This is a genomic window from Agromyces intestinalis (genome assembly GCF_008365295.1).
Taxonomy (GTDB): Bacteria; Actinomycetota; Actinomycetes; order Actinomycetales; family Microbacteriaceae; genus Agromyces; species Agromyces intestinalis.
Genome location: NZ_CP043505.1, coordinates 2,517,090 through 2,538,605, shown reverse-complemented (window position 1 = coordinate 2,538,605; position 21,516 = coordinate 2,517,090). Strand labels below are relative to the sequence as shown.

22 protein-coding genes and 1 pseudogene are annotated in these 21,516 nt (G+C 71.0%); 9 read left to right on the top strand and 14 right to left on the bottom strand.

Features of this window, described 5'->3' with window-relative positions; translation table 11 throughout:
• Window positions 1–31: 31 nt before the first annotated feature.
• The gene (locus FLP10_RS11555) at window positions 32–1,627 is read left to right on the top strand and encodes a long-chain-fatty-acid--CoA ligase (protein WP_149160998.1); all 1,596 of its coding nucleotides are present in this window, start codon (window positions 32–34) and stop codon (window positions 1,625–1,627) included.
• Window positions 1,628–1,682: 55 nt separating this feature from the next.
• Here FLP10_RS11555 and FLP10_RS11550 read toward each other — a convergent pair whose 3' ends face one another.
• Window positions 1,683–2,627, bottom strand: a complete 945-nt coding sequence (locus FLP10_RS11550; protein WP_149160997.1) for a hypothetical protein — start codon at window positions 2,625–2,627, stop codon at window positions 1,683–1,685.
• A 70-nt stretch (window positions 2,628–2,697) separates the two neighbouring features.
• A pseudogene (locus FLP10_RS11545) lies at window positions 2,698–2,844 on the bottom strand (winged helix-turn-helix transcriptional regulator); the annotation flags it as partial.
• Window positions 2,845–2,861: 17 nt separating this feature from the next.
• Here FLP10_RS11545 and FLP10_RS11540 point away from each other — a divergent pair.
• Window positions 2,862–3,311, top strand: a complete 450-nt coding sequence (locus tag FLP10_RS11540) for a hypothetical protein (RefSeq protein WP_149160995.1) — start codon at window positions 2,862–2,864, stop codon at window positions 3,309–3,311.
• 88 nt (window positions 3,312–3,399) lie between these two features.
• Here FLP10_RS11540 and FLP10_RS11535 read toward each other — a convergent pair whose 3' ends face one another.
• The 10 genes from FLP10_RS11535 to FLP10_RS11490 form a co-directional block, all read right to left on the bottom strand.
• Window positions 3,400–4,695, bottom strand: coding sequence for an ABC transporter substrate-binding protein (locus FLP10_RS11535; RefSeq protein ID WP_149160994.1), 1,296 nt, complete (start codon window positions 4,693–4,695; stop codon window positions 3,400–3,402).
• Window positions 4,696–4,697: 2 nt separating this feature from the next.
• Window positions 4,698–6,017 carry a branched-chain amino acid ABC transporter permease gene (locus FLP10_RS11530; protein ID WP_246150005.1) on the bottom strand — a complete coding sequence of 440 codons (1,320 nt, stop codon included), beginning with the start codon at window positions 6,015–6,017 and terminating at the stop codon, window positions 4,698–4,700.
• Window positions 6,014–6,892, bottom strand: coding sequence for a branched-chain amino acid ABC transporter permease (locus tag FLP10_RS11525; protein ID WP_149160993.1), 879 nt, complete (start codon window positions 6,890–6,892; stop codon window positions 6,014–6,016). The genes FLP10_RS11530 and FLP10_RS11525 overlap by 4 nt, the downstream gene beginning before the upstream one ends.
• On the bottom strand, window positions 6,893–7,609 hold the full coding sequence (locus FLP10_RS11520) for an ABC transporter ATP-binding protein (RefSeq protein ID WP_149160992.1): 717 nt from the start codon (window positions 7,607–7,609) through the stop codon (window positions 6,893–6,895).
• Entirely contained in the window at window positions 7,606–8,355 is a 750-nt protein-coding gene (locus FLP10_RS17735) for an ABC transporter ATP-binding protein (RefSeq protein ID WP_149160991.1), read from the bottom strand. Before FLP10_RS17735 ends, FLP10_RS11520 begins: the two co-directional genes overlap by 4 nt.
• Before the next feature lie 151 nt (window positions 8,356–8,506).
• Window positions 8,507–8,878: a cupin domain-containing protein gene (locus FLP10_RS11510; protein ID WP_246150004.1), complete on the bottom strand. Its 372-nt coding sequence runs from the start codon at window positions 8,876–8,878 to the stop codon at window positions 8,507–8,509.
• Between the two features lie 45 nt (window positions 8,879–8,923).
• On the bottom strand, window positions 8,924–9,682 hold the full coding sequence (locus tag FLP10_RS11505; protein WP_149160990.1) for a glucose 1-dehydrogenase: 759 nt from the start codon (window positions 9,680–9,682) through the stop codon (window positions 8,924–8,926).
• A gap of 11 nt (window positions 9,683–9,693) precedes the next feature.
• Window positions 9,694–10,716: an NADPH:quinone oxidoreductase family protein gene (locus tag FLP10_RS11500; protein WP_246150003.1), complete on the bottom strand. Its 1,023-nt coding sequence runs from the start codon at window positions 10,714–10,716 to the stop codon at window positions 9,694–9,696.
• Between the two features lie 8 nt (window positions 10,717–10,724).
• The gene (locus tag FLP10_RS11495; protein ID WP_149160989.1) at window positions 10,725–11,318 is read right to left on the bottom strand and encodes a TetR/AcrR family transcriptional regulator; all 594 of its coding nucleotides are present in this window, start codon (window positions 11,316–11,318) and stop codon (window positions 10,725–10,727) included.
• Window positions 11,319–11,370: 52 nt separating this feature from the next.
• On the bottom strand, window positions 11,371–12,168 hold the full coding sequence (locus FLP10_RS11490; protein WP_149160988.1) for an SDR family oxidoreductase: 798 nt from the start codon (window positions 12,166–12,168) through the stop codon (window positions 11,371–11,373).
• Between the two features lie 194 nt (window positions 12,169–12,362).
• On the opposite strand from FLP10_RS11490, the gene FLP10_RS11485 reads away from it, so the two are divergent.
• From FLP10_RS11485 to FLP10_RS11470, 4 genes are all read left to right on the top strand, one after another.
• Window positions 12,363–13,817 (top strand): sugar porter family MFS transporter, encoded by a 1,455-nt coding sequence (locus FLP10_RS11485; protein WP_246150002.1) that lies wholly within the window; start codon window positions 12,363–12,365, stop codon window positions 13,815–13,817.
• Between the two features lie 46 nt (window positions 13,818–13,863).
• On the top strand, window positions 13,864–14,304 hold the full coding sequence (locus FLP10_RS11480) for a nitroreductase/quinone reductase family protein (protein ID WP_246150001.1): 441 nt from the start codon (window positions 13,864–13,866) through the stop codon (window positions 14,302–14,304).
• A gap of 35 nt (window positions 14,305–14,339) precedes the next feature.
• Window positions 14,340–15,632, top strand: a complete 1,293-nt coding sequence (locus FLP10_RS11475; RefSeq protein WP_149162226.1) for an MFS transporter — start codon at window positions 14,340–14,342, stop codon at window positions 15,630–15,632.
• Window positions 15,633–15,752: 120 nt separating this feature from the next.
• Window positions 15,753–16,889, top strand: a complete 1,137-nt coding sequence (locus FLP10_RS11470) for an epoxide hydrolase family protein (RefSeq protein WP_149160987.1) — start codon at window positions 15,753–15,755, stop codon at window positions 16,887–16,889.
• Window positions 16,890–17,250: 361 nt separating this feature from the next.
• Here the strand turns inward: FLP10_RS11470 and FLP10_RS11465 are convergent, their stop codons facing one another.
• Together FLP10_RS11465 and FLP10_RS11460 are read right to left on the bottom strand one after the other, a co-directional pair.
• Entirely contained in the window at window positions 17,251–17,559 is a 309-nt protein-coding gene (locus FLP10_RS11465; RefSeq protein WP_149160986.1) for a contact-dependent growth inhibition system immunity protein, read from the bottom strand.
• Between the two features lie 10 nt (window positions 17,560–17,569).
• The gene (locus FLP10_RS11460; protein WP_149160985.1) at window positions 17,570–18,733 is read right to left on the bottom strand and encodes an RNase A-like domain-containing protein; all 1,164 of its coding nucleotides are present in this window, start codon (window positions 18,731–18,733) and stop codon (window positions 17,570–17,572) included.
• 660 nt (window positions 18,734–19,393) lie between these two features.
• Between FLP10_RS11460 and FLP10_RS11455 the strand changes: the two genes are divergently transcribed.
• The 3 genes from FLP10_RS11455 (at window position 19,394) to FLP10_RS11445 (ending at window position 21,515) form a co-directional block, all read left to right on the top strand.
• On the top strand, window positions 19,394–20,002 hold the full coding sequence (locus FLP10_RS11455) for a beta-class carbonic anhydrase (RefSeq protein ID WP_149160984.1): 609 nt from the start codon (window positions 19,394–19,396) through the stop codon (window positions 20,000–20,002).
• A 152-nt stretch (window positions 20,003–20,154) separates the two neighbouring features.
• Window positions 20,155–20,703: a hypothetical protein gene (locus tag FLP10_RS11450; protein WP_149160983.1), complete on the top strand. Its 549-nt coding sequence runs from the start codon at window positions 20,155–20,157 to the stop codon at window positions 20,701–20,703.
• A 179-nt stretch (window positions 20,704–20,882) separates the two neighbouring features.
• Window positions 20,883–21,515, top strand: coding sequence for a hypothetical protein (locus tag FLP10_RS11445; protein WP_149160982.1), 633 nt, complete (start codon window positions 20,883–20,885; stop codon window positions 21,513–21,515).
• Window position 21,516 lies beyond the last annotated feature (1 nt).

The following is a 21,516-nucleotide window of genomic DNA, read 5'->3' as shown; positions in this document are numbered from 1 at the left end:
CACCACCCAACCCCAACGGAAGGAACCTGCAATGACGCACTCCCCCGACCCCGCCGTCGACGGCGCCGGCTTCGGCACCCTCTCGGTCGCGAGCATCCTCGCCGAGACCGCGGCGCGGCACCCCGACCGGCCCGCCCTGCACTTCATGGGCGCGACCACCACGTACCGCGATCTGTGGCAGCAGACCCGCGCCTACGCGGGCGCCCTCGCGGCCCGCGGCATCGGCCGCGGCGACCGGGTCGCGATCATCGTGCCGAACGTGCCCGACTTCGCGCGCGTCTACTACGCGGTTCTGTCGCTCGGCGCGGTCGTCGTGCCCGTGCACCTGCTGTTCAAGGCCGAGGAGATCGAGTACGTGCTGCGCGACTCGGGCGCGGACCTCGTCGTGGTCGCCGCACCCCTGCTCGGCGAGGCCGTGCCCGCCGCGACCGCCGCGGGCGTGCCGCTCGTGACCGTGCTGCTGCCCGCACCGGGCACCGTCGCGGGGGTGCCGCCGCTGCCGCGGCTCGAGGACGAGGCATCCGCGGCGACGCCCATCGAGCGTCACGTCGCGGTGCAACCGACGGATGCCGCGACGATCCTCTACACGAGCGGTACGACCGGGTTCCCGAAGGGCGCCGTCGGATCGCACCTCGCGGTCGTCGAGCAGGTGCACTGCTCGCTCATCGACTCGTTCGACATCAGGGCCGACGACGTCGTGTTCGGCGGGCTGCCGCTGTTCCACGCGTTCGGGCAGACCGCGGTGCTGAACATCGCGTTCCGGGTCGGCGCGTCGATCATCCTGCTGCCGAAGTTCGACCCCGACCAGGCCGTCGAGCTGCTCGTCGCGCACCGCGCGACGGTGTTCACGGCGGTGCCGACGATGTTCGTCGGGCTGATCGAGGCGGCCGGCCGCACCGAGGCGCGCCCGCCGCTGCGGTTCGCCGTGTCGGGCGGAGCGGCGCTGCCGGTCGCGGTGCTCGAGGCGTTCCGCGAGGCGTTCGCCGCCGACGTGCACGAGGGCTACGGCCTCACCGAGACCGCGCCGATCGTGTCGTCGAACATCCTCGGCGAGCCGATCCGCCCGGGCACCGTCGGCCGCCCGCTCTGGGGCGTCGACGTCGCGGTCGCCGACCCCGAGGTCGAGGGCCGCATCGAACTGCTCGCCGAGCCCGGCGCGCTCGGCGAGATCGTCGTGCGCGGGCACAACCTCATGAAGGGGTACCTGGGCCGACCCGACGCGACCGACGAGGTGATGGTCGACGGGTGGTTCCGCACCGGCGACCTCGGCACCGTCGCCGACCGGGTCGTCACGATCGTCGACCGCAAGAAGGACATGATCGTGCGCAACGGCTACAACGTGTACCCGTCGGAGGTCGAGGCGGTGCTCGCACGCCACCCGCACGTCGCGCTGTCGGCCGTGTTCGGCGTCGACGACCACGTGCACGGCCAGGAGGTGCACGCCGCCGTCATCGCGCACGACGGGCACGAGCTCGACGCCGACGAGGTCGTCACGTTCGTGAAGGAGCGCCTCGCCGCCTACAAGTACCCGCGCGTCGTGCACGTCGTCGACGAGCTGCCGATCGGCGCGAGCGGCAAGGTGCTGAAGCGCTCCCTGGTCGAGCAGTTCGCCGGCGTCGCGAGCTGAGGCGGGGCCGGGCCGGGCTGCCCCGGTCAGCCCCCGCGTCCGCCGGGCACGGTGTTCAGCGCGTCACGTCACCGCGATGCCGCGATGACGGCGGCCATCGCTTCGGCAGCCAGTCGCTCGTGCGTTCCACCACGATGTACGCGCCCGGCACGCTGTCGGGCTGCGTGTCGTCGGCGTCGTTGCCGCCGGCATGCAGCGCCGCCAGCGCGATGGTGCGCGCGCGACGCAGCAGCTCACGGTCACCGCGAACGGCGAACACCTGCTCGAGCTCGGCGAACAGGCGCTGCCGCTCGTGCTCGACCTCGACGAGCACCTCGGCCCGCACGGTCTCGAGCGCGGCGTCGATGCGGGCCGTGGATTCGGGATCGCGGATCCGGCCGAACCAGAAGACGATGACGGCGAGCACGAGGCCGATCGCCCCGACGGCCAACCAGGTCCGCGTCGACGGGTCTGCGCCCGACGCGAGGATCCACAGCAGCGCGAACCCGCCGAGCAGCACGCAGACGACGCCCGACTGGAAGAAGGTGGGCCGTGCGACGGGCCGTCCGAGCGTGAGCATCGACGCGGCCAGCATCACCGTGCCGACGATCGCGGTGAGGAGTGCCCCGGTTCGGGGATCGGGTTCGAGCGCGTGCCCGCGATAGCCGATCCCGAGCAGCACGAGCGGCGCCACCATGCCGAGCACGCACACGAGCACCAGGACGGTGACCAGCCCGCCGCGGGGACTGCGGATGCCGTACCGAGCACGCAGCAGCGCTCCGACCCGTCGGTGCGCGCGATCCGAGACGGCGCGCGACTCGCGCCACACGCGGGCCGACTCGTCGCGGAGGCCGAGTTCGACGAACAGCGCGGACTCGATCTCGGCGCCGCTCAGCGGCCGCGACCCGCCGCCGTTGCTGCGCCGCCAGAACCACGGTGCCGTGACTCGCTCTGCGAGCGCGTGTGCTTCGGCCGCCCGGTCGGCTGGTCGACCGGGATCTGCGGGCGCAGCATCCGTCATCGTCGGTGCTCACCCTCCCTGCCGCGGACCGACACGGCCCGGCCATCCTACGGGCGTCCGTGGGTTCGGCTCAGTCCGAGCGTCGTCGTGCTGCAATCTCAGCTCGGTGTTCCACGACCCAGTCGGCGAGGGCGGACAGCGGCACGAGCAGACTCTCGCCGAGCGGGGTGAGGCGGTATTCGACGCTGGGAGGGGTGGTCGGGAACACCGCAGCTTCGACGCAGCGAGTCCGGCGTGATCGTCAACATCGCCGGAGTCGGCATCACGAAGGGCGGGATCCATTGGGGCGATCTGCAACTCGAGCACGGCTACGGGATGGTCGCCGCCCAACTCCAGGCCGGCCGGGCCAACGATCTGCTCGGCGTCGCCTTCGCCGCCCGGCGCGACAACCCGATCCGCTATGTGCTCTACCACCCCGGCTTCACCAGGAGCGGAGACCTCAGCCCGCTGCCACCCGTACTGCGTGCGTCGATTCGCGCCGCCGCGCGCCTCTCGGCGCGCCCCGTCACCGAGTCGGTCGCGCCGATCCACGACTTCATCGACCGCCCTCCTTCCGCACCCCTGACCGCGATCGACCGCGACAAGCCCGTCCCGCTCACGCTCTCCACATTGGATCCGGCCGACGCCGAGCGCCTCGCGGGGATCACCGGGTCTCTCCTCGCGACCATCCGTGGGCGGTCGTGACGGCGATCGATCGTGCAGCTGCGAACTGACGCCGCACGGGCCGGCCCTCTCGTGGAGGGCCGGCCCGTTCCGGGTGCGCCGTGAGGGTTCAGTCGCCCGTCGGCACCCCGGCGTTCTCGACCGGCACGTCCTCGGGCTCGACCGCCTCGACGGTGTCGCCGTCGAGCACGTACGTCGCGCCGACGAAGTCCTGCACGCCCTGGTCGACGGTCGTGATGCCGACGCCGAGGTAGGCGGCGTGAATGTCGGCCGAGAACGCGAGCGGCACGATGCCGTTGCCGACCAGGTCGCCCGACGTGATGGCGTCGACGATGCCCTGCCGGGTGGGGTGTTCGCCGGCGCGCGCGAGCGCCTCGGCGAACAGGTAGCCGACGCTCATGCCGTAGACGGTGTTGCCGGTGAACGGTGCGCCGTCGTTGTACTCGTCGTTGATCTGCTGGAACAGCGCGACCCACTCGCCCGAGGGGCTGAACGGCAGGTAGTTCGACGATGTGAAGCCCTGGAGCAGCTTCGGGCCGAGGTCTTCGCCCAGGTAGCCGACGAGCGTCGGGTAGTCGCCGCCCGACGACGACGAGTACCACTGCGGGAACCAGCCGAGCTTCGCGGCGGTGCCCACGGCGAGCGCGGTGAACCCGTTGATGGTCGCGAGCAGGTTGATCTCGCAGCCGGCGGCCTGCATGGCGCCGATCTGCGCGGTCACGTCCTGGTTCGACACCGAGTACCGCTCGATGTGCGCGAGCCCGCCCTCGCCGAGGACGAGTTCGGCACCTTCGATGAACTCGTCGCCGAAGTCGTCGTCCTGGCCGAGCAGGCACACGGTCGCATCGGGCGCCTGGTCTTCGGCGTACTGCGCGAGCGCGGCCCCCTCGACGACGTAGTCGGCGTTGAATCCGAAGGTCCACGGGTATTTCTCGGGCTGGTTCCAGCTCGTCGAACCGGATGCCACGAACAGGTCGGGCACCTCGTTCTGGTTGAGGAAGTCGAGCACGGCGGTGTGCGTGGGCGTGCCGAGGCCGTTCAGGATGGCGAACACCTCGTCCTCCTGCACGAGTTCGCGCACGACGGTCTGCGTGGTCGCCGGGTTGTAGCCGTCGTCCTTCACGAGGTACTCGATGGTGCGGCCGTTGATGCCGCCCTGGTCGTTGACGTAGTCGAAGTACGCCTTCGTGGCGGCCGAGATCGACGAGTACCCGGCGGCGGCCGGGCCCGTGAGCGGCGTGTGCGTGCCGATGGTCACGGTGTCGTCGGTGATGCCGGGTGCGGCCGCGGCTTCGCCGCCGCCCGAGACGGCGGCGGGCGAGCTGCAGGCGGCGAGGGCGGCGACGAGCGCGACCGACGTGGTGAGCGCCGCGAAGGTGCGGCGGCGGGGTGTGCTGTGGAACATGATCACCTCTCTGATTCGGTTGGGACTGACTGCGGGTGCGGTGGGGCGGGCACGGGAGCGAGCGGGTCGGATGCCACGGGCGAGACGGATGCCACGGGCGAGACGGATGCGACGGGCTGCGGTGCTCCGCCGGTCGAGGAGCGCCCGAGCGCAGCGAGGACGCGTCTCGAGAACCCGCGCGCCGGGGTCGACACGCGCGCGACCGCCCCCGCGAGTCCGCCGGGCCAGGCGGCCATGACGACGATGAGCAGCGCGCCGAACACGAGCACGGGCAGGTTGCCGCTGAGCCGCTGTTCGAGGTCGCTCGGCAGTGCCAGCGCGGCGGTCAGCGTGCCGATGACCCACGGCAGCAGCACGACGACGACCGCGCCGGCGAGTGCGCCGCCGAGGCTGCCGAGCCCGCCGACGACGACCGCGACGACGAGCAGCAGCGAGTAGGCGAGCGTGTAGGCGCCGGGACTCACCGACTGCGCGATGAAGCACAGCAGCGCCCCGCCGGTGCCGGCGGCGACCGCGCTGACCGCGAACGCCTGCACCTTGACCCGCCGGGTCGGCACGCCGGCGAGGCGCGCCGCGGTCTCGTCGCCGTGCACGGCCCGCATGCGCAGCCCGAGCCGGCCGCGCCGCAGCGCCGCGAGCCAGGTCACGACGACCGCGGTGACGAGGATCGCGACCCACGCCTGCCACTGCTCGACGACGATGACGAGCTTCAGGAACTCGGGCACCCCCGAGTACGCGATCTGCACGCCCTGGTCGCCGCGGAACACGCTCGGGAACACCGCGGTCACCGCCGGCAGCGCGATGACCACCGCGAGCGTGACGCCCGCGAGGTACGGCCCGCGCAGCCGCGCCCCGGCGAGCCCGAGCAGCAGCCCGAGCGCGCCGGACGCGGCGATCGCGCCGGCCATGCCGATGAGGAACCGCGGCACCCCGTCGACGCCCGCCTCGGTCACGGCGTTCGCGGCGAGTGCGTACCCGTAGCCGCCCGCCGCCATGAGCGCGGCATGCCCGAGCGAGAGCTGGCCGCTGAGGCCGATGAGCAGCGTGAGCCCGCCGGTCGCGCAGAACGTCGCCGCGACGAGCGCGAGCTGGTAGTTGCGGTATGGGTCGAGCAGGAACGTTCCGCCGATCGCGAGCGCGGTCAGCAGCAGGGCGGTCGCGAGGAGGCGGCCGGTCGAGGCGCGGCGCGCGACGGCCGGTCGCGCGGCAGCGGCGCGAGCGGCTGCGGGGTGCACCGCCGCTGGGAGCGGCTGGTTCGCGGATGCCTCGGGCACGGACGCCCCCTCGGGCACGGACGTCTCGCTCACGGATGTCTCGCTCACGCTGCCCTCGCCTCCCGCATCGCGAAGATGCCTCCGGGTCGCACGAGCAGCACCGCGACGAGCAGCACGAGCACCGCGATGGGCGCGACGGTCGAGCCGAGGTATCCGGTGACGAGGCTCATCAGCACGCCGACGACGAGCCCGCCGACGAGCGCGCCGACCGGCGAGTCGAGCCCGCCGACCACCGCGACGGTGAACGCGTAGACGAACAGCAGGTCGGTCGAGTGTGGCGTGAGCCCGAGCTCGGTGGGCACGAGCAGCAGGGCGGCGAGCGCGGCGACCGCCGACGCGAGCATCCACCCGGTGGTGAGCATGCGCGGCACGCGCACGCCGAGCAGGCGCGACACCTCGGGCGCGAACGCCGAGGCGCGCAACTGCAGGCCGAGCGTGGTTCGGGTGAACAGCAGCCCGAGCCCGCCCATTACGACGATCGCGACGACGAGCACGAACACGTCGTACGGCGAGAGCACCGGGACCCCGCCGATCACGATCGGCGACTGGTCGAACGGCGCCCGCATCGGCAGGTGCTGCTGCCCGAACAGGATGCCGAGCAGCGACTGCAGCACCATGACGAGCCCGATCGCGATGATGACCCCGGCCAGCGGCGACCGGGCGGGGGCGAAGCGCATGACCCCGCGTTCGACGCCGACGCCGACGAGCGCGCCGGCGATGAGCGCCGAGGCGAGCCCGATCCAGTACGACCCGGTGAGTCCGGTGACGGCGAACGCGACGTAGGCGGCGACCACGGCCATCGCGCCCTGCGCGAAGTTCACGATGCGCGCGGCGCGCCAGATGATGACGAGCGACAGCGCGAACAAGGCGAAGATCGCGCCGCGCGCGAGCCCGGTGGCGAGGAGGAAGAGCAGGCGGTCCATTCAGAATCCCAGGTAGGCGTGGCGGAGGGCGGGGTCGGCGGCGAGGTCGGCCGCTGGCGCGTCGGCGACGATCTCGCCGAGGCCGAGCACGATGCCGCGGTCGGCGATCGACAGCGCACTGGTGACGTTCTGCTCGGCGAGCAGCACGGTGAGCCCGGTGCGGTCGGCGGCGTCGCGCAGCACGCCCATGAGCTGGGCGACGACGAGCGGCGCGAGGCCGAGCGAGGGTTCGTCGAGCAGCAGCACGCGCGGGTTCGCGACGAGCGCGCGGGCGAGGGCGAGCATCTGGCGTTCGCCGCCCGAGAGCTGGTGCCCGAGGCTGCGCCGGCGCCGGGCGAGCGGTTCGAACAGCTCGTACATCGCGGCGACGGCGCGGTCGCGTTCGGCGCCGCGGTACCGCCAGAGCGCGCCGAGCCGCAGGTTCTCGTCGACGGTGAGCTCGGCGACGACGCTGCGCCCTTCGGGCACCTGCGCGAGCCCTGAGCGGGTGCGGTCTTCGACGGCGACGCCCGCGAGGTCGCGGCCGTCGAAGCGGATGCCTCCGGCCCGCGTCGGCAGCAACCCGGCGACGGCCCGCATGAGCGTGGTCTTGCCGGCGCCGTTGGCTCCGAGCAGGGCGACGACGGCGCCTTCGGGGATGGAGAGCGTGAGCCGGTCGAGCACGGGCGCGCCGACGTAGCCGACGGTGACGGCGTCGAGTTCGAGGATGCCGTTCACGATGCCGCCGTGACGCCGAGGTAGGCGGCCTCGACCGCGGGGTCGGCCTGCACGTCGGCGGGCGCGCCGCGCGCGATGACCCGGCCGAAGTCGAGGACGACGACCCGGTCGGCCAGCCCCATGACGAAGTCGACGTGGTGCTCGACCAGCAGCACGGAGCATCCGTCTGCCGCGACCTTGCGCACCACCGCGGCGAGCGCGTCGATGTCGTCGGAGCCGAGTCCGCCCGCGGGCTCGTCGAGCAGCAGCAGCGACGGGCGGGCGGCGAGCGCCCGGGCGAGCGCGACCCGTTTGCGCACCGGGTAGGGCAATTCGTCGACGCGGCGGGCGGCCTCGGCGGTCAGGTGGAGGTCGTCGAGCACCTGCGCGATCCGATCGGATGCCTCGCCGGCGCGGGCCGTCCGCGACAGCGGGACGAGCAGGTGCTCGGCGACGGTCATGCCGTCGAACAGGCCGAGCCCCTGGAGCGTGCGGGCGACGCCGGCCGCGGTGAGGCCGACGGGGGTGCGCGGCGCGGGGCGCCCGTCGAGCCGGATCGCACCCGCGCGGCGACGCACGAGCCCGCAGATCGCGTTGAAGACGGTCGTCTTGCCGGCGCCGTTCGGGCCGATAAGCGCGACGGTCTCGCCGCGGCCGACGTCGAAGGTCACGTCGTCGAGGGCGAGGAGCCCGCCGAACGCGACGGTCAGGCCGTCGACCTCGAGACGCGGGACGGCGCTGGGTGGAGTGGGGGTTCGGTCGGGCATCGGCACCTCTTCGTGTCGGAGTGATGCTCACTGTACCCGAGAAACCGACTAGACGGTATGTCAATGTTGCGCGCGCATCCGTTGGTCGAGGAGCGCGCGACGAAGGAGCACGCGTCTCGAGACCTCGTGACGTGCGCTGGGTCGCGCTGCGCTACTCCGCGGCGGGCTGCTTCACGACGGTGAGGAGCACGGCGGCGTCCTCGAGTGCGTCGAGGCTGTGCCGGCGCGGAGGGATCGCGATGTGGTCGCCGACGGCGCCCTCCCACGAGTCGTCGCCCGCGACGAGCCGCACCCGCCCGACGAGCACCTGCAGGGTCGCCTCACCGGGGCTCTCGTGCTCGGCGAGCTGCCGGCCGCCGGCCAGCGCGATGACCGTCTCGCGCAGGGCGTGCACGTGATCGCCCTGGATGGTGCGGGCGGCGCGCCCGCTCGAGGCGGTTCGGGCGATCGCGAGCAGTTCTTCGACCAGCTCGACCAGGCTCTCGTCCTGCGCCACGATGCCACCCTTCGTCGTCGACGACACGTGCGGTCAGGCTACGGCATCGCCGGCCGTGCCGGGCGGAACCCCTCAGCGGTGCGCGATCGCGGTGACCATGCCGCCGTCGACGACGAGCTCGGCGCCGGTGACGAACGACGACGCGTCGGAGGCGAGGAACACGACCGCGCCCGCGACGTCCACCGGGTCGCCCGGCCGCCCGAGCGGGATGTCGAGCCGTTCGGGGTCGATCCGCGTCGTCATGTCGGTGCGGATGAACCCCGGATGCACCGAGTTCACCCGGATGCCGTCGGCTCCGAGCTCGACGGCGAGCGACTTCGTCAGTCCGCGCACGCCGAACTTCGACGCCGTGTACCCGTGCAGGTGCGGGCTGCCGCGCAGCCCCTCGACCGACGAGACGTTGACGATCGATCCGCGTCCGGCGGCCTTCATCGCGGGCACGACGGCCCGGCAGCCGAGGAACACCCCGGTGAGGTTCACGCCGATCACAGCGTCCCATTTCGCGAGCGAGAAGTGCTCGATGGGCGCGGCGTTCGCGATGCCGGCGTTGTTCACGAGCACGTCGACGGCGCCGAGCTCGGCCACGGCCTGTTCGATGAGCGCGGCCCACCCGGCTTCGTCGGTCACGTCGAGGTGGGCGAACCGGGCGCGTTCGCCGAGCTCCGCGGCGAGCGCGGCGCCGGCGTCGTCGAGCACGTCGGCGATGACGACGGTCGCCCCGGCCGCGTGCAGCGAGCGGGCGTACGCCTCGCCGAGTCCGCGCGCACCGCCGGTCACGACGGCGACGCGCCCGTCGAGCGCGAACGAGGGCGCGGCGAAGGGCGCAGACACGGATGCTCCGCTCACGAGCCGACCCGCACGACGATGCGGCCCGTGGTCGCTCCGCCGGCGAGGCGCTGCACGGCGGCCGGTGCGTCGGCGAACGGCACCACATCGATGACGGGGGCGATCGCACCCGAGGCGGCGAGCTTGGCGAGTTCGTCGTGCGCTTCGGCGACGAGGTCGGGCCGGCGCTGCTGGTAGAGCGCCCAGTGCAGTCCGAGCACCGAGTAGTTCTTCACGAGCGGATGGTTCGCGGCGACCTGCTGGATGCGCCCGCCGGCGAATCCGACCACGACGATGCGGCCCTCGAACGCGATGCACTTGGTGGACGCGTCGTAGGCGTCGCCGCCGACCGGGTCGAACACGACATCGGCGCCGTGGCCGCCCGTCGCCTCCTTCACCGCGGCGACCAGGTCGTCGCGTCCGCGCACGAGCACCGCCTCGGCGCCGGCCGCGCGCGCGACCTCGGCCTTCGCGTCGCTGCCGACGACGCCGATCACCCGCGCGCCGGCCGCGACGCCGAGCTGCACCGCGGCCACGCCGACCCCGCCTGCGGCGGCGTGCACGAGCAGCCAGTCGCCGGCGCGCAGCTCGGCCCGCCGGCGCAGGCCGAACCACGCGGTCTGGTACGCGATCGTCAGCGCGGCGGATGCCTCGTCGTCGAGCGCGTCGGGCGCGAGCCGCACGGCGGCGGCGGGCAGCACGGCGTACTCCGAGAGCACGCCGATCTCGGATCCGACGACCCGGTCGCCGATCGCGAACACGTCGGGGCCCGAGGCATCCGGAGTTCCGCCGACCGCGACGACGTCGCCGCTCAGCTCGATGCCGGGCACGAAGGGCAGTTCGGGCCGCACCTGGTACTGGCCGCGCGCGAGCAGCACGTCGGGGAAGTTCAGCGCGACCGCGCGCGTGCGCACGAGCACTTCGCCGGGGCCGGGCGACGGCACGGGGACGTCGTGCAGTTCGAGCACGTCCTCGGGCTCGCCGAGCCTGGTCACACGCCAGGCGCGCATCGTCGCGGGCAGGTCGTCGGTGGGGGCCATCCGTCCTCCTAGGTTGCGGATCCGTTCGTGAGCCTGATCCCGGTGAGGAACAGGTCGGTGAGCTGCTCGGCGACCTCGGACTTCGTCTCGGGGCCTTCGGGCGAGTACCAGTGCGACAGGTAGTGCACGTCGCTGAAGAAGTGCGCGATGAGCACGGGCTGCGGGATGTCGGTGCGGTACAGCCCGGCGTCCTGCCCCTGCTGCAGCAGCGCAGCGAACCGGTCGTGGTAGACGCGGCGGCGTCGGGTGACCTCCTGCTGGCGCGGGGCGCTCAGCATGTGCAGGCTGCGGAAGAACACGGTGCCCTCGGGCAGGAAGTCGATCGACGTCTCGATGACGTCGACGCAGACGGCGCGCAGCACGTCGTCGACCTCGCCGCCGCGCGCGATGATCTCGTCGAGCCGCGATTGCTGCAGGGTCAGCATGCGGTCGTAGATCGCGAACAGCAGGTCGTCCTTCGATTCGAAGTAGTGGTACATGGCGCCCTTGGTGACGCCTGCGGCCTCGACGATCTGCTGCACGCTCGTGTTGGCGTACCCCTGTGCTGCGAAGAGCTCGACGGCGGCCCTGGTGACCTCGTCGGCGACGCTGACGTCCTTCATATGCGGCTTCCTCCTGCGTCCATCCTCGCCCGTGCGGGCGGTGCATCCGCGGTCATCCGATCGGCCGGATGCTCGCGCCGCCGTCGATGAGCAGGGTCTGCCCGGTGATCCAGGCGGCATCGTCGGAGAGGAGGAATGCGACGGGCCCGGCCACGTCGTCGGGTTCGCCCAGCCGGGCGAGGGGGTATTCGGATGCCACGGATGCTTCGCGCCCCTCGTAGAGCGCACGGGCGAAGTCGGTCTTCACGACTGCGGGGGCCACCGCGTTCACGCGCACGCCGGGCGCGAGCTCGGCCGCGAGCTGCTGCGTCAGGTTGATGAGCGCGGCCTTCGAGACGCCGTAGAAGGGGATGTTCGGCGCGGCCGCGACGCCCGAGATCGAGGAGAGGTTCACGATCGAGCGCAGCCCGGGCGACGACTCGGCGCGGGCGCGCACCGCGTCGCGGGTCCACTCGAAGGCGGCGATGACGTTCACCTCGAGGATCTTGCGGATGACGACGGGGTCGGCGTCGAGCGCCGGACCCCAGATCGGGTTGATGCCGGCATTGTTCACCAGGTGGTCGAGCCGGCCGTGCGTCGCGACGGCGTGGGCGATGGCGGCTGCGCGGTGCTCGGGGTCATCCGCCCGACCGGCGATCGCGCTGACGCGCGGCCCGGCGCCGCTCCCGGCCGCGACCTGCTCGGCCTCGAGCACCGCCTCGAGCTCGGCGACGGCGGCGTCGAGCGAGTCCTGCTTGCGCCCGGTGATGACGACGGATGCCCCTTCGGCGACGAGTCGACGGGCGATGGCGAACCCGATGCCGCGGCTGCCGCCGGTGACCAGGGCCACCCTGCCCTCGAATCGCTGCACTGCTGCTCCTTTGCGTTCCGGCCCGCCAGCCACATACCGTCTGGTCGGTTTGGCCAACCTATCACAGCCCCGACCAGCCGCCTTGCCCCGATTGCGCCGGAAGGTACAGACTCGCCCCAGGGGGAAACCGGGTGGATGGCAGCGCCGCCGCCCGCGGACGGCAGGCCGAGCGCCCGCCCGGGGAGGAGCACGCGATGAGCGGATCGACGACCGAGGGGCCCACGAAAGCCATGCAGGCCAAGGCCATCGGCCTGGCGATCGCCGCCGCCGTCGGCGGATTCCTGTTCGGGTTCGACTCGTCGGTCATCAACGGCGCGGTCGACGCGATCTCGCACGACTTCGAGCTCAACGACGTGATCACGGGCTTCGTCGTCGCGATCGCACTGCTCGGCTGCGCACTCGGCGCGTGGCTCGCCGGCGGCATCGCCGACCGGTGGGGGCGTCTGCGGGTGATGTTCCTCGGCGGCATCATGTTCCTGGTGAGCTCGATCGGCTCGGGCTTCGCGTTCGCCGCGTGGGATCTCGCGCTCTGGCGCGTCATCGGCGGCATCGGCATCGGCATCGCCTCGGTCGTGGCGCCGGCGTACATCGCCGAGATCGCGCCGAAGCGCATTCGCGGCAGCCTGGCATCCCTGCAGCAGCTCGCGATCACCCTCGGCATCTTCGCCGCCCTGCTCAGCGACGCTCTGTTCGCCTGGGGCGCGGGCGGTGCGAACCAGCCGTTCTGGTTCGGGCTCGACGCGTGGCGGTGGATGTTCCTCGCCTGCGTGGTGCCCGCCGCGGTCTACACGTTGCTCGCGTTCACCCTGCCCGAGTCGCCCCGCTACCTGCTCACCAAGGACCGCGAGGAGGAGGCGCGCGAGATCTTCGCCCAGTTGGTGCCGTCGAGCGAGCTCGACCGGTCGATCGCCGACATCGAGAAGCAGATCGCCGAGGATCAGGCCGGCAAGCAGGCCAGCCTGCGCGGCCCGAAGCTCGGCCTGAAGGGCATCGTCTGGATCGGCATCATCCTGTCGGTGTTCCAGCAGTTCGTCGGCATCAACGTGATCTTCTACTACTCGACGACGCTGTGGAGCGCGGTCGGGTTCGACGAGAGCGACTCGTTCGGCATCAGCGTGTTCACCTCGGTGACGAACGTCGTCGTCACGGTGGTCGCGATCCTGCTCGTCGACCGCGTCGGCCGGCGCCCGATCCTGATCGCGGGTTCGGCGGGCATGTTCGTGTCGCTGGGAGTGATGGCGATCGCGTTCGCGTTCGCGAGCACCGACGCCGACGGCAACGTGACCCTGCCCGGCGCGTGGGGGCCGATCGCGCTCATCGCGGCGAACCTGTTCGTCGTCGCGTTCGGCGCGTCGTGGGGCCCGATCGTGTGGGTGCTGCTCGGCGAGATCTTCCCGTCGCGCATCCGCGGCAAGGCGCTCGGCGTCGCGGCCTCCGCCCAGTGGATCGCGAACTTCCTCATCACGGTCAGCTTCCCGGCCCTGTCGGGCTGGTCGCTGCCGCTCACGTACGGCATGTACACGGTGTTCGCGCTGCTGTCGGGCATCTTCGTCATCGCGAAGATCCCCGAGACGCGCGGCATGGCGCTCGAGGAGGCCGAGGTCACCTTCGCGCGCAAGGGCAGCGCGAAGACGGGCACGTCGGCCTGACGGCGAGGGCTCGGGCGAAACGGTCGCGGCAGGGCGGAGCATCCGGATGGCCGAGCACGAGCGGATGCCTCGCCGCCGCGAGTGGCCCGCCCGCGTGCGCCGCGCGTGGCTGACCACGCTGAAGCACACCCTCAACCGCCTGACCGGCGCGCTCGCGCGATGGGGCCACGGGCCGTTCTCGCTGATCCGCACCACCGGGCGCAAGACCGGCCGCACGTACGAGACGCCGCTCATCCTCGCCGAGGTACCCGACGGGTTCGTCGCCGAGCTCACCTACGGCGAGAACGTGAACTGGTACCGCAACCTCGTCGCCGCGGGCGGCGGCGTCGTGGTGCGCGGCCGGCGCGAGGTGCCGATCGACGCGATCGAGCCGATCTCGACCGAGGAGGGCCTGCGCGCGTTCGGGCCACCGGCGTCCTGGGTGCTGCGGTTGCTGCATCGGTCGGAGTTCCGCCACCTGCACGCGACGTACCATGGAGGGCAGTGACCGCAACTCCCCCGCCCCTCGCGCGCCCCTGGCGCATGTGGCTGGTGTGGTCGGTCGCGGTCGCCGCGTACGTCGTCTCGGTCACCAACCGGTCGTCGCTGTCCGCCGTCGGCGTCGATGCTGCGGTGCGATTCGACGCGGATGCCTCGGTGCTGTCGATGTTCGCGGTCATCCAGCTGGCCGTGTACGGCGGCATGCAGATCCCGGTGGGGCTGCTGCTCGACAAGTTCGGCGCGCGGCCGATCATCACGATCGGCATGGCGCTGCTGGCCGTCGGGCAGGGGGTGATGGCGTTCGCGCCCGACACGGCGACCGCGCTCATCGCACGCGTGCTGCTCGGCGCGGGCGACGCCGCGATCTTCCCGAGCGCGCTGCGCGTCATCGCGACCTGGTTCCCTCAGCAGCGGGCGCCGCTCATGGTGCAGCTCACCGGCATCATCGGGCAGGGCGGCCAGCTGCTCGCGCTGCTGCCGATGGCGGCACTGCTGCACGCCACGAACTGGACGATCGCGTTCGGCAGCCTCGCCGGGCTCGGCGTGCTGTTCACGATCCTGACCGTCGCGATCATCCGCAACCACCCGCCCACCGTCGACGCGGATGTCTCGGTGAACACCGACACCGGCGCCATCCAGGTCGTGCGCTCCTCGGCCGACCTGCGACAGGGCTTCCGCGAGTCATGGTCGCACCCCGGCACGCGGCTCGCGTTCTGGTCGCACTTCACGACGCCGTTCGCGGGCACCGCGTTCGCGCTGCTGTGGGGGTTCCCCTTCCTCACCGCCGGTGAGGGGCTGTCGCCCGCGATGGCCTCGACGGTGATCAGCACGTTCGTGATCTTCGGCATGGCGGTCGGCCCGGTGCTCGGGGCGCTCTCGGCGAGGCATCCGCTTCGTCGGTCGCGGATGCTCGTCCTGCCCGTCGTGGCCGTGCAGGCGGTGGTGTGGATCGCGGTGGCCGCGTGGCCCGGGCCCGCGCCGCTCTGGCTGCTGTTCGCCCTCGCGCTCGCGCTCGCGACCGGAGGCCCGGCGTCGATGATCGCGTTCGACCACGCCCGCACCCACAACCCGAGTCACCGGCTCAGCACGGCGACCGGCATCGTGAACGGCGGCGGATTCATCGCCGGGCTCATCGCGATCTTCCTGATCGGACTCGCGATGGACCTGCAGGGCGCCGGGTCGCCCGAGACGTACTCGCTCGACGCGTTCCGGCTCGCGTTCCTCACCCAACTGCCGATCTGGGCGATCGGCACGCTGTTCATCGTGATCGAGCGGGCGCGTACGCGGGTGCACATCGGGCTGGACGAGCCGCGGGCGCGGCGGCGCGGGCGCTGAGGTTCGTGTCGGTGGGGCGGCGCTCACGTCGGTGTCGGTGTCGGTGTCGGTGTCGGTGTCGGTGTCGGTGTCGGTGTCGGTGTCGGTGTCGGTGTCGGTGGGGCGGCGTAGCGTCACGATATGAGCGCGCTCCGTGGCATCCGGCCCTTCGAACTCCACGTCGACGACGCCGTGCTCGACGACCTGCGCGAGCGGCTCAGGCGCACCCGGTTCCTCGACGATTCGCCGCGCCGGCCGCCGTCGGGCATGACCGCGGCGTACCTGCGCGAGCTCGTCGACAGCTGGCGCGAGTGGGACTGGCGCGGGCGCGAAGCGTGGCTGAACGCGCACCCGCAGTTCCTCGCCGAGATCGACGACACGGTGGTGCATTTCGCGCATCTGCGCTCCGCCGCGGCCGATGCGCCCGCGCTGCTCGTGATGCACGGCTGGCCGCACACGTTCGCGCTGCAGCTCGACTTCGCCGACGCGCTGCCCGAGTTCGACGTCGTGGTCGCGAGCCTGCCGGGGTTCGCGTTCTCGACGCCGTACGCCGCCGGGCCCATGAGCGAGACCCGCATCGCCGCGACGATGCACCGCCTCATGACCGAGGTGCTGGGCTACGAGCGGTACCTGACCTACGGCGAGGATGTCACGGCGAACGTCAGCGACCTCATCGCGGCGACCTACCCCGGGCACGTCGCCGGCATCCTCGTGACCCACGCGCACTTCCCGACCGACGACGAACGTGCCGCGCTCACCGAGCCGGCCGAGCGCGCGTTCTTCGACGAACTGGCCGCCAAGCATGGCACCGATGGCGCGTACGGGCACGTGCAGGCGACCCGCCCCGACACCCTCGCCGCGGCGCTGAACGACTCGCCCGCGGGCCTCATCGCCTGGCTCGCCGAGAAGCTCGTCGAGTGGAGCGACACGCCGCCCGGCGACCCGTCTGCCGTCGAGCGCCGCATCTCACGCGACCGCATCCTCACCGAGGCGATGATCTACTGGACCACCCAGTCGATCGGCACGTCGTTCCGCCCGTACTTCGAAGGCGCCGACAAGCCCGCCCCGATCCCGCCGACCTCGGTGCCGGCATCGGTGCACATCCAGCGCCACGAGGCGTCGAACCCCGAGTCGATCTCACGCCGCCACTACCGCGACCTGCGGACCTTCGAACGGCTGGACGAGGGCGGGCACTTCACGGCCGCCGAGGTGCCCGAGGTGCTCGCCGATCGGTTGCGGGGGTTTGCACGGGAGCTGGGGTTGCTTGTGGGCGCCTGATCCCGCCGGCGTCGTGCGAAAACAGGATGAGCCGGGTCATCCCCGCCATATGGGGTGGATGACCCGGCCCATCCTGTTCTCGCAGGCGTCTTGCGCCTCGGCGGCCTACGAAAGCACCTCGAGAACCTCTGTCAGCCCGTCCACGGTCAGCACTGGAGCTGCAAGAAGGACGGTCGGCCCCCTCGCCCTCGCGTTGACAGGCACTCGTGTGCAATGAAGATCCAACTGACGTCGCTGTACTTCCCGGTGTTGCGCGACAGGAGGACCTCATGCCTCGACGACACGTCCACATCGCACCCAGGCCAGGCGACACGATCTTCTCCACATAGACGCGCCTTCAACACGGCCGGGTCTGGTCCGACTATCCCGTCGCCTGCGAGAGAGCACCGAGCATCTGGCGGAACCACTCGGTCATCGTCAGGCCGTCGTCGCGGGGATCGTAAGCGGCGTCAGCCTCTTTCAGCCAAAGTAACGCCAACTCATCCTCAGACGGGTGCGAGGCGACAACGGACCGCAGTTCCTCTTTCAACAACTCGACGTCCGCTGGCGGCTCGTCATCTCGAAAGGTATGAACGACGTCGATCGGAGTCGGGGCCTCAAGGTCATAGTCCTGGTGAAAGTACGCCCGCGCCAGGTAGACGAGCTGCCCGTCGCTGTCGATGTTTGCCATTGCGATCTCCTCATGGGGTTGGGTACGAGGTCGTGATGCGAAAGCCGATTTCCAAGGTCGTGCTTCGGTGGAGGACCGTTCGAATGCCGCTGGGTTTTACGAACTCGTGAGTGCTGCGAACCCACACGCGACCGCCTTGTGGATTCATCGTCCCATCGAGAACGAGCTTCGGCTTCGAGCCGGCAAGCCACTCCGTGATCTTCGCTTGGTGCGTCAACAGGTTCGCCCTTGTCGCTGCGGAGGCAGTCGCCAAGTCGACGAACGTCGAGGCGTACTCGATGTTGCGGCCTTTGAGATAGTCAACGGACTTATCCACATGGCGGGCGATCACATGGCCGCCCGCAGCCTCATGATTCACGAGGTCGATGGTGTGAACCCGATCGACGCTGAACTTGATCGGGCCGCTGTTCGGCAGCGCCGCGCCCGATGCCCCACCGACGACACCGGCGATGAGCCCTCCGGCGAGGGCGTCGCTGAGGCTTTGGCGTTCGTAGGTCGGGTCGGTTGCGGCGCGGAGTTCGTTGAAGCCGATCTGGGACGCCACGCCGGCGACCCCGGCCGCGATGGAGTCCTTGACGAGGTGGGCGGCTCCGCGGCCGGCGAGGCGTGCTGCGGTCAGCGCCGTGCGGATCAGGGTGGTGAGGCGGTGGCAGACCTCGGCGATGCGAAGGACCCATCGGGCGACGGTGAACGTGATCTTGGCTGCCGTCGCGATCGCCCCGGCCCCGAAGGTGACGGTCGACAGCAGTACCCCGACGCCGATCTCGAGCACGATCTCGGCGGCCATCTGCGCAAGGAGCCAGCCGATCTCCTCCCAGGCCTTGCCGACCGCGTCGCCGAGGGTGCGCACGTAGGCGGCGATCGAGTCCGCGGCAGCGGCAGTGTCGTCGATGCGGCGGGCGACCGCGTCACGACAGGAGGCGATGCGGGCGTGCTGGGGCAGCCCGGCCGACACGGCGATGTGCAAGCTCTGGTCGACCTCGGCGCGGTGGCGGCGCAACGCAACGGCGAGGTCGGTCCACGCGTGCTGCGCGGCGTCGATCTTGCCGGCATCCGCGTCGGGCAGCACGACGCCGATCGCCGCGAGCGCGTCCTGCACGAATTCGGCGAACTCACCCAGCGGGGTCGACGGGCCGGGGCCGAGCGCGGACGGCACCCGCACTGACGTCGGCACGAGCTGCGGTTCGGCCGCCCGGTAGATCGAGGTGGATGCTTCGCGGTACGCGCCGACCAGCTGGGCCCCGTCGTACGCGCGAGCGGTGTCGCGAGCGCGGCATCCATCGCCCGCAGTGCGTTCACGCTTTCCAGTGCCGACTGCAAGACCTGCGCGGCATATGCGTCGTAGCCGGGGTCGCCTCCGTCACCGAACGCGAACACGCGGGCGGTGTCCTCGTCGCCGGCCATACCGCCGCTACCGGAGAGGGCTGCTTCGCAGGTGTGCACGGATGCTTCGATCCGGTGCCCGATCGCCCATAACGCGTCACCCTCGGCGACGAGACGAGCCGGGTCAACGAGCACCAGCGACATCCGCGTACCCTCCGTTCGAATCGGCTGACGAATCGTGACGGTATCGGGGCGCAGACGAGGTGCACCGACCGCTCTCCACACCTGTGGATGGAGAACCGGCAAACGTCCGCTCGCCGCTATGGTGCGCAGCCCGACCGCGGGCAGCTCACGGGATCTCGAGACGCGTCCGACTCCGTCGGCGCTCTTCGACCGGCGGCTCCAGCGATGCAGCAACGCGACGTCACCTGAGGTCACCTCATGACACGTCCGTGACGGCAGGTTGGGCCCTCTCTAGCCTCGCGAGTGAAGCCGGATGAAGGAGGAACCGATGTCGGTGCTCGACGAAGTGCTCACGGCGAACGCGGCCTACGTGAAGGATTTCGGGACGAAAGGCGAGCTGGCTCTCCCGCCGGCGCGTGGGTTCGCCATCCTCACATGTATGGATGCGCGGCTCGACCCCGCGAAGTACGCCGGGCTCGCCGAGGGTGACGCGCATGTCATCCGCAACGCCGGCGGGCGCGCATCCGATGACGCGATCCGCTCGCTCGTCATCTCCCACAAGCTGCTCGGCACGAACGAGTGGTTCGTGATCCACCACTCGAACTGCGGCATGGAATTCTTCACCGACGAGGTGATCCGCGGCCTGCTGGCGAACTCGCTCGAGACCGCAGCCCTCACCGAACAGGGTTTCGTCGACGTCGGCACCGGCCCGGGGTCGGCCGAGGGGAAGTACATCGACTGGCTGACCATCGCCGATCAGGCTGAAAGCATCCGCGAGGACATTGCCCGCATCACCGCCCATCCGCTCGTGCCCGCCGACATCGTCGTGCACGGCTACCTGTACGACGTGCGCAGCGGTCGGCTCATCGAGGTACCTGCGTCCGGGTCGTTCGAGATCGGCGAAGAGGGTGCCTCGGGCGAGGGGTTGGTGGCGTAGGGCAGCCGCTGGCATGGGCTGAGCCTGCAGTGCGCAGCCAACTGGGATCCGCGCGCAGCTCACAGGGTCTCGAGACGCGTGACGGTGCAGGCGACCGCGTGGCTGTGGAGAACTGAACGAGTCGGTGCGGTCTTCGCCTACCGTTGGATCTCATGCCCCGTACGTTCCACGCCATCGCCGCGACCACCCTCGCGTGCGTGCTGCTGCTCACCGGCTGCGCTGGCGAGGCAACGCCGACGGAATCTCCCGAGCCGACCGCGACCGAAGCCGCTCCGATCTTCGCGTCGGACGAGGAAGCGCTCGTCGCCGCAGCGGCGGCTTACGACCGCTATCTCGAGTCGTACTCGGCAATCGCAGCCGATGGCGGCGCCGAGCCGGAACGAATCCGGGAGCATCTGACGGATGAGTACGGCGCTCAGCTAGTTGAGGAGTTCAAGGGTATGCAGGAGGTGGGCGTCCACACCACCGGTCAAGTGACGGCGAGCGGCTACCGCATCCAGGAGTATGCGCACAACTCCGAGAAGATCACTGTCTACGCATGTCAAGACGTCAGCAGTACTCGCGTGATCGATGTAGACGGCGGAGATATCACGCCGACCGATCGAGAAACATCGGTCCCGCTTGTCCTCGAGTTCGTCGCCGTTGGTTCGGGTGTCTTGCTTGATGGGAGCACGCGGTGGGATGGCGACAGTTTCTGCTGATCGCGGCTCTGCTCCCACAGGTTGCGCTACCTATGGCCATCACAACGGCAGCGCAGTCCGGGTGCACGGTTGGCGGCTCGATCGTCGGAACGTGCGACGATGCTGGAGCGGACGCTGGCATTAGCGATGGCCAGGTAGATGTCTCGGCCTGGCAGACCTGGTACGAGGATGGCCGTCCGGTGAATCCCGGACTGATCGGGATGGGCGGCGGCGAGGCGCGCGAGCCCGTCACTGAGCTTCCCGATGGCACGCGTCTGATCGATGACTGCCGAGTACTCGACCCGACCGACCTCTGCGAGCCCTGGACGGAGCCCGAGCCCGGCTCCCCCGGCGTGACGATCCGTGATGTCGCGCAGTTCCGGCCGGCGGAGCCCGGTGGCTTCATGGAACCCGACGGGTGGGCCGTGATCGGGCTTCCGGCGAACTTCATCGGCGAGACATCCGCGCACACCACGACCGGCACCCTGCTCGGCAGGCCCGCCGAGGTGCGCTTCACCCCGGTCGGGTACCGGTGGGAGTTCTCCGACGGCGCCACCGTCACATCCGACGACCCGGGTGCGACGTGGGCCGAACTCGGCCAGCGCGAGTTCACGGCGACCGCGACGAGCCATGTGTTCACCGAGCGCGGCACGTTCACCGTGACTCCGACCACGACGTATCTCGCCGAGTACCGGTTCGACGGATCCGCATGGTTGCCCGTGCCCGGCGCCCTCGAGATTCCGGGCGAGGCCCGAAGCATCCAAGTCGGTCGAATCGACACCGTCCTGGTCAACGGAACCTGCACCCAGAACCCCTCGGGCCCCGGCTGCTGAA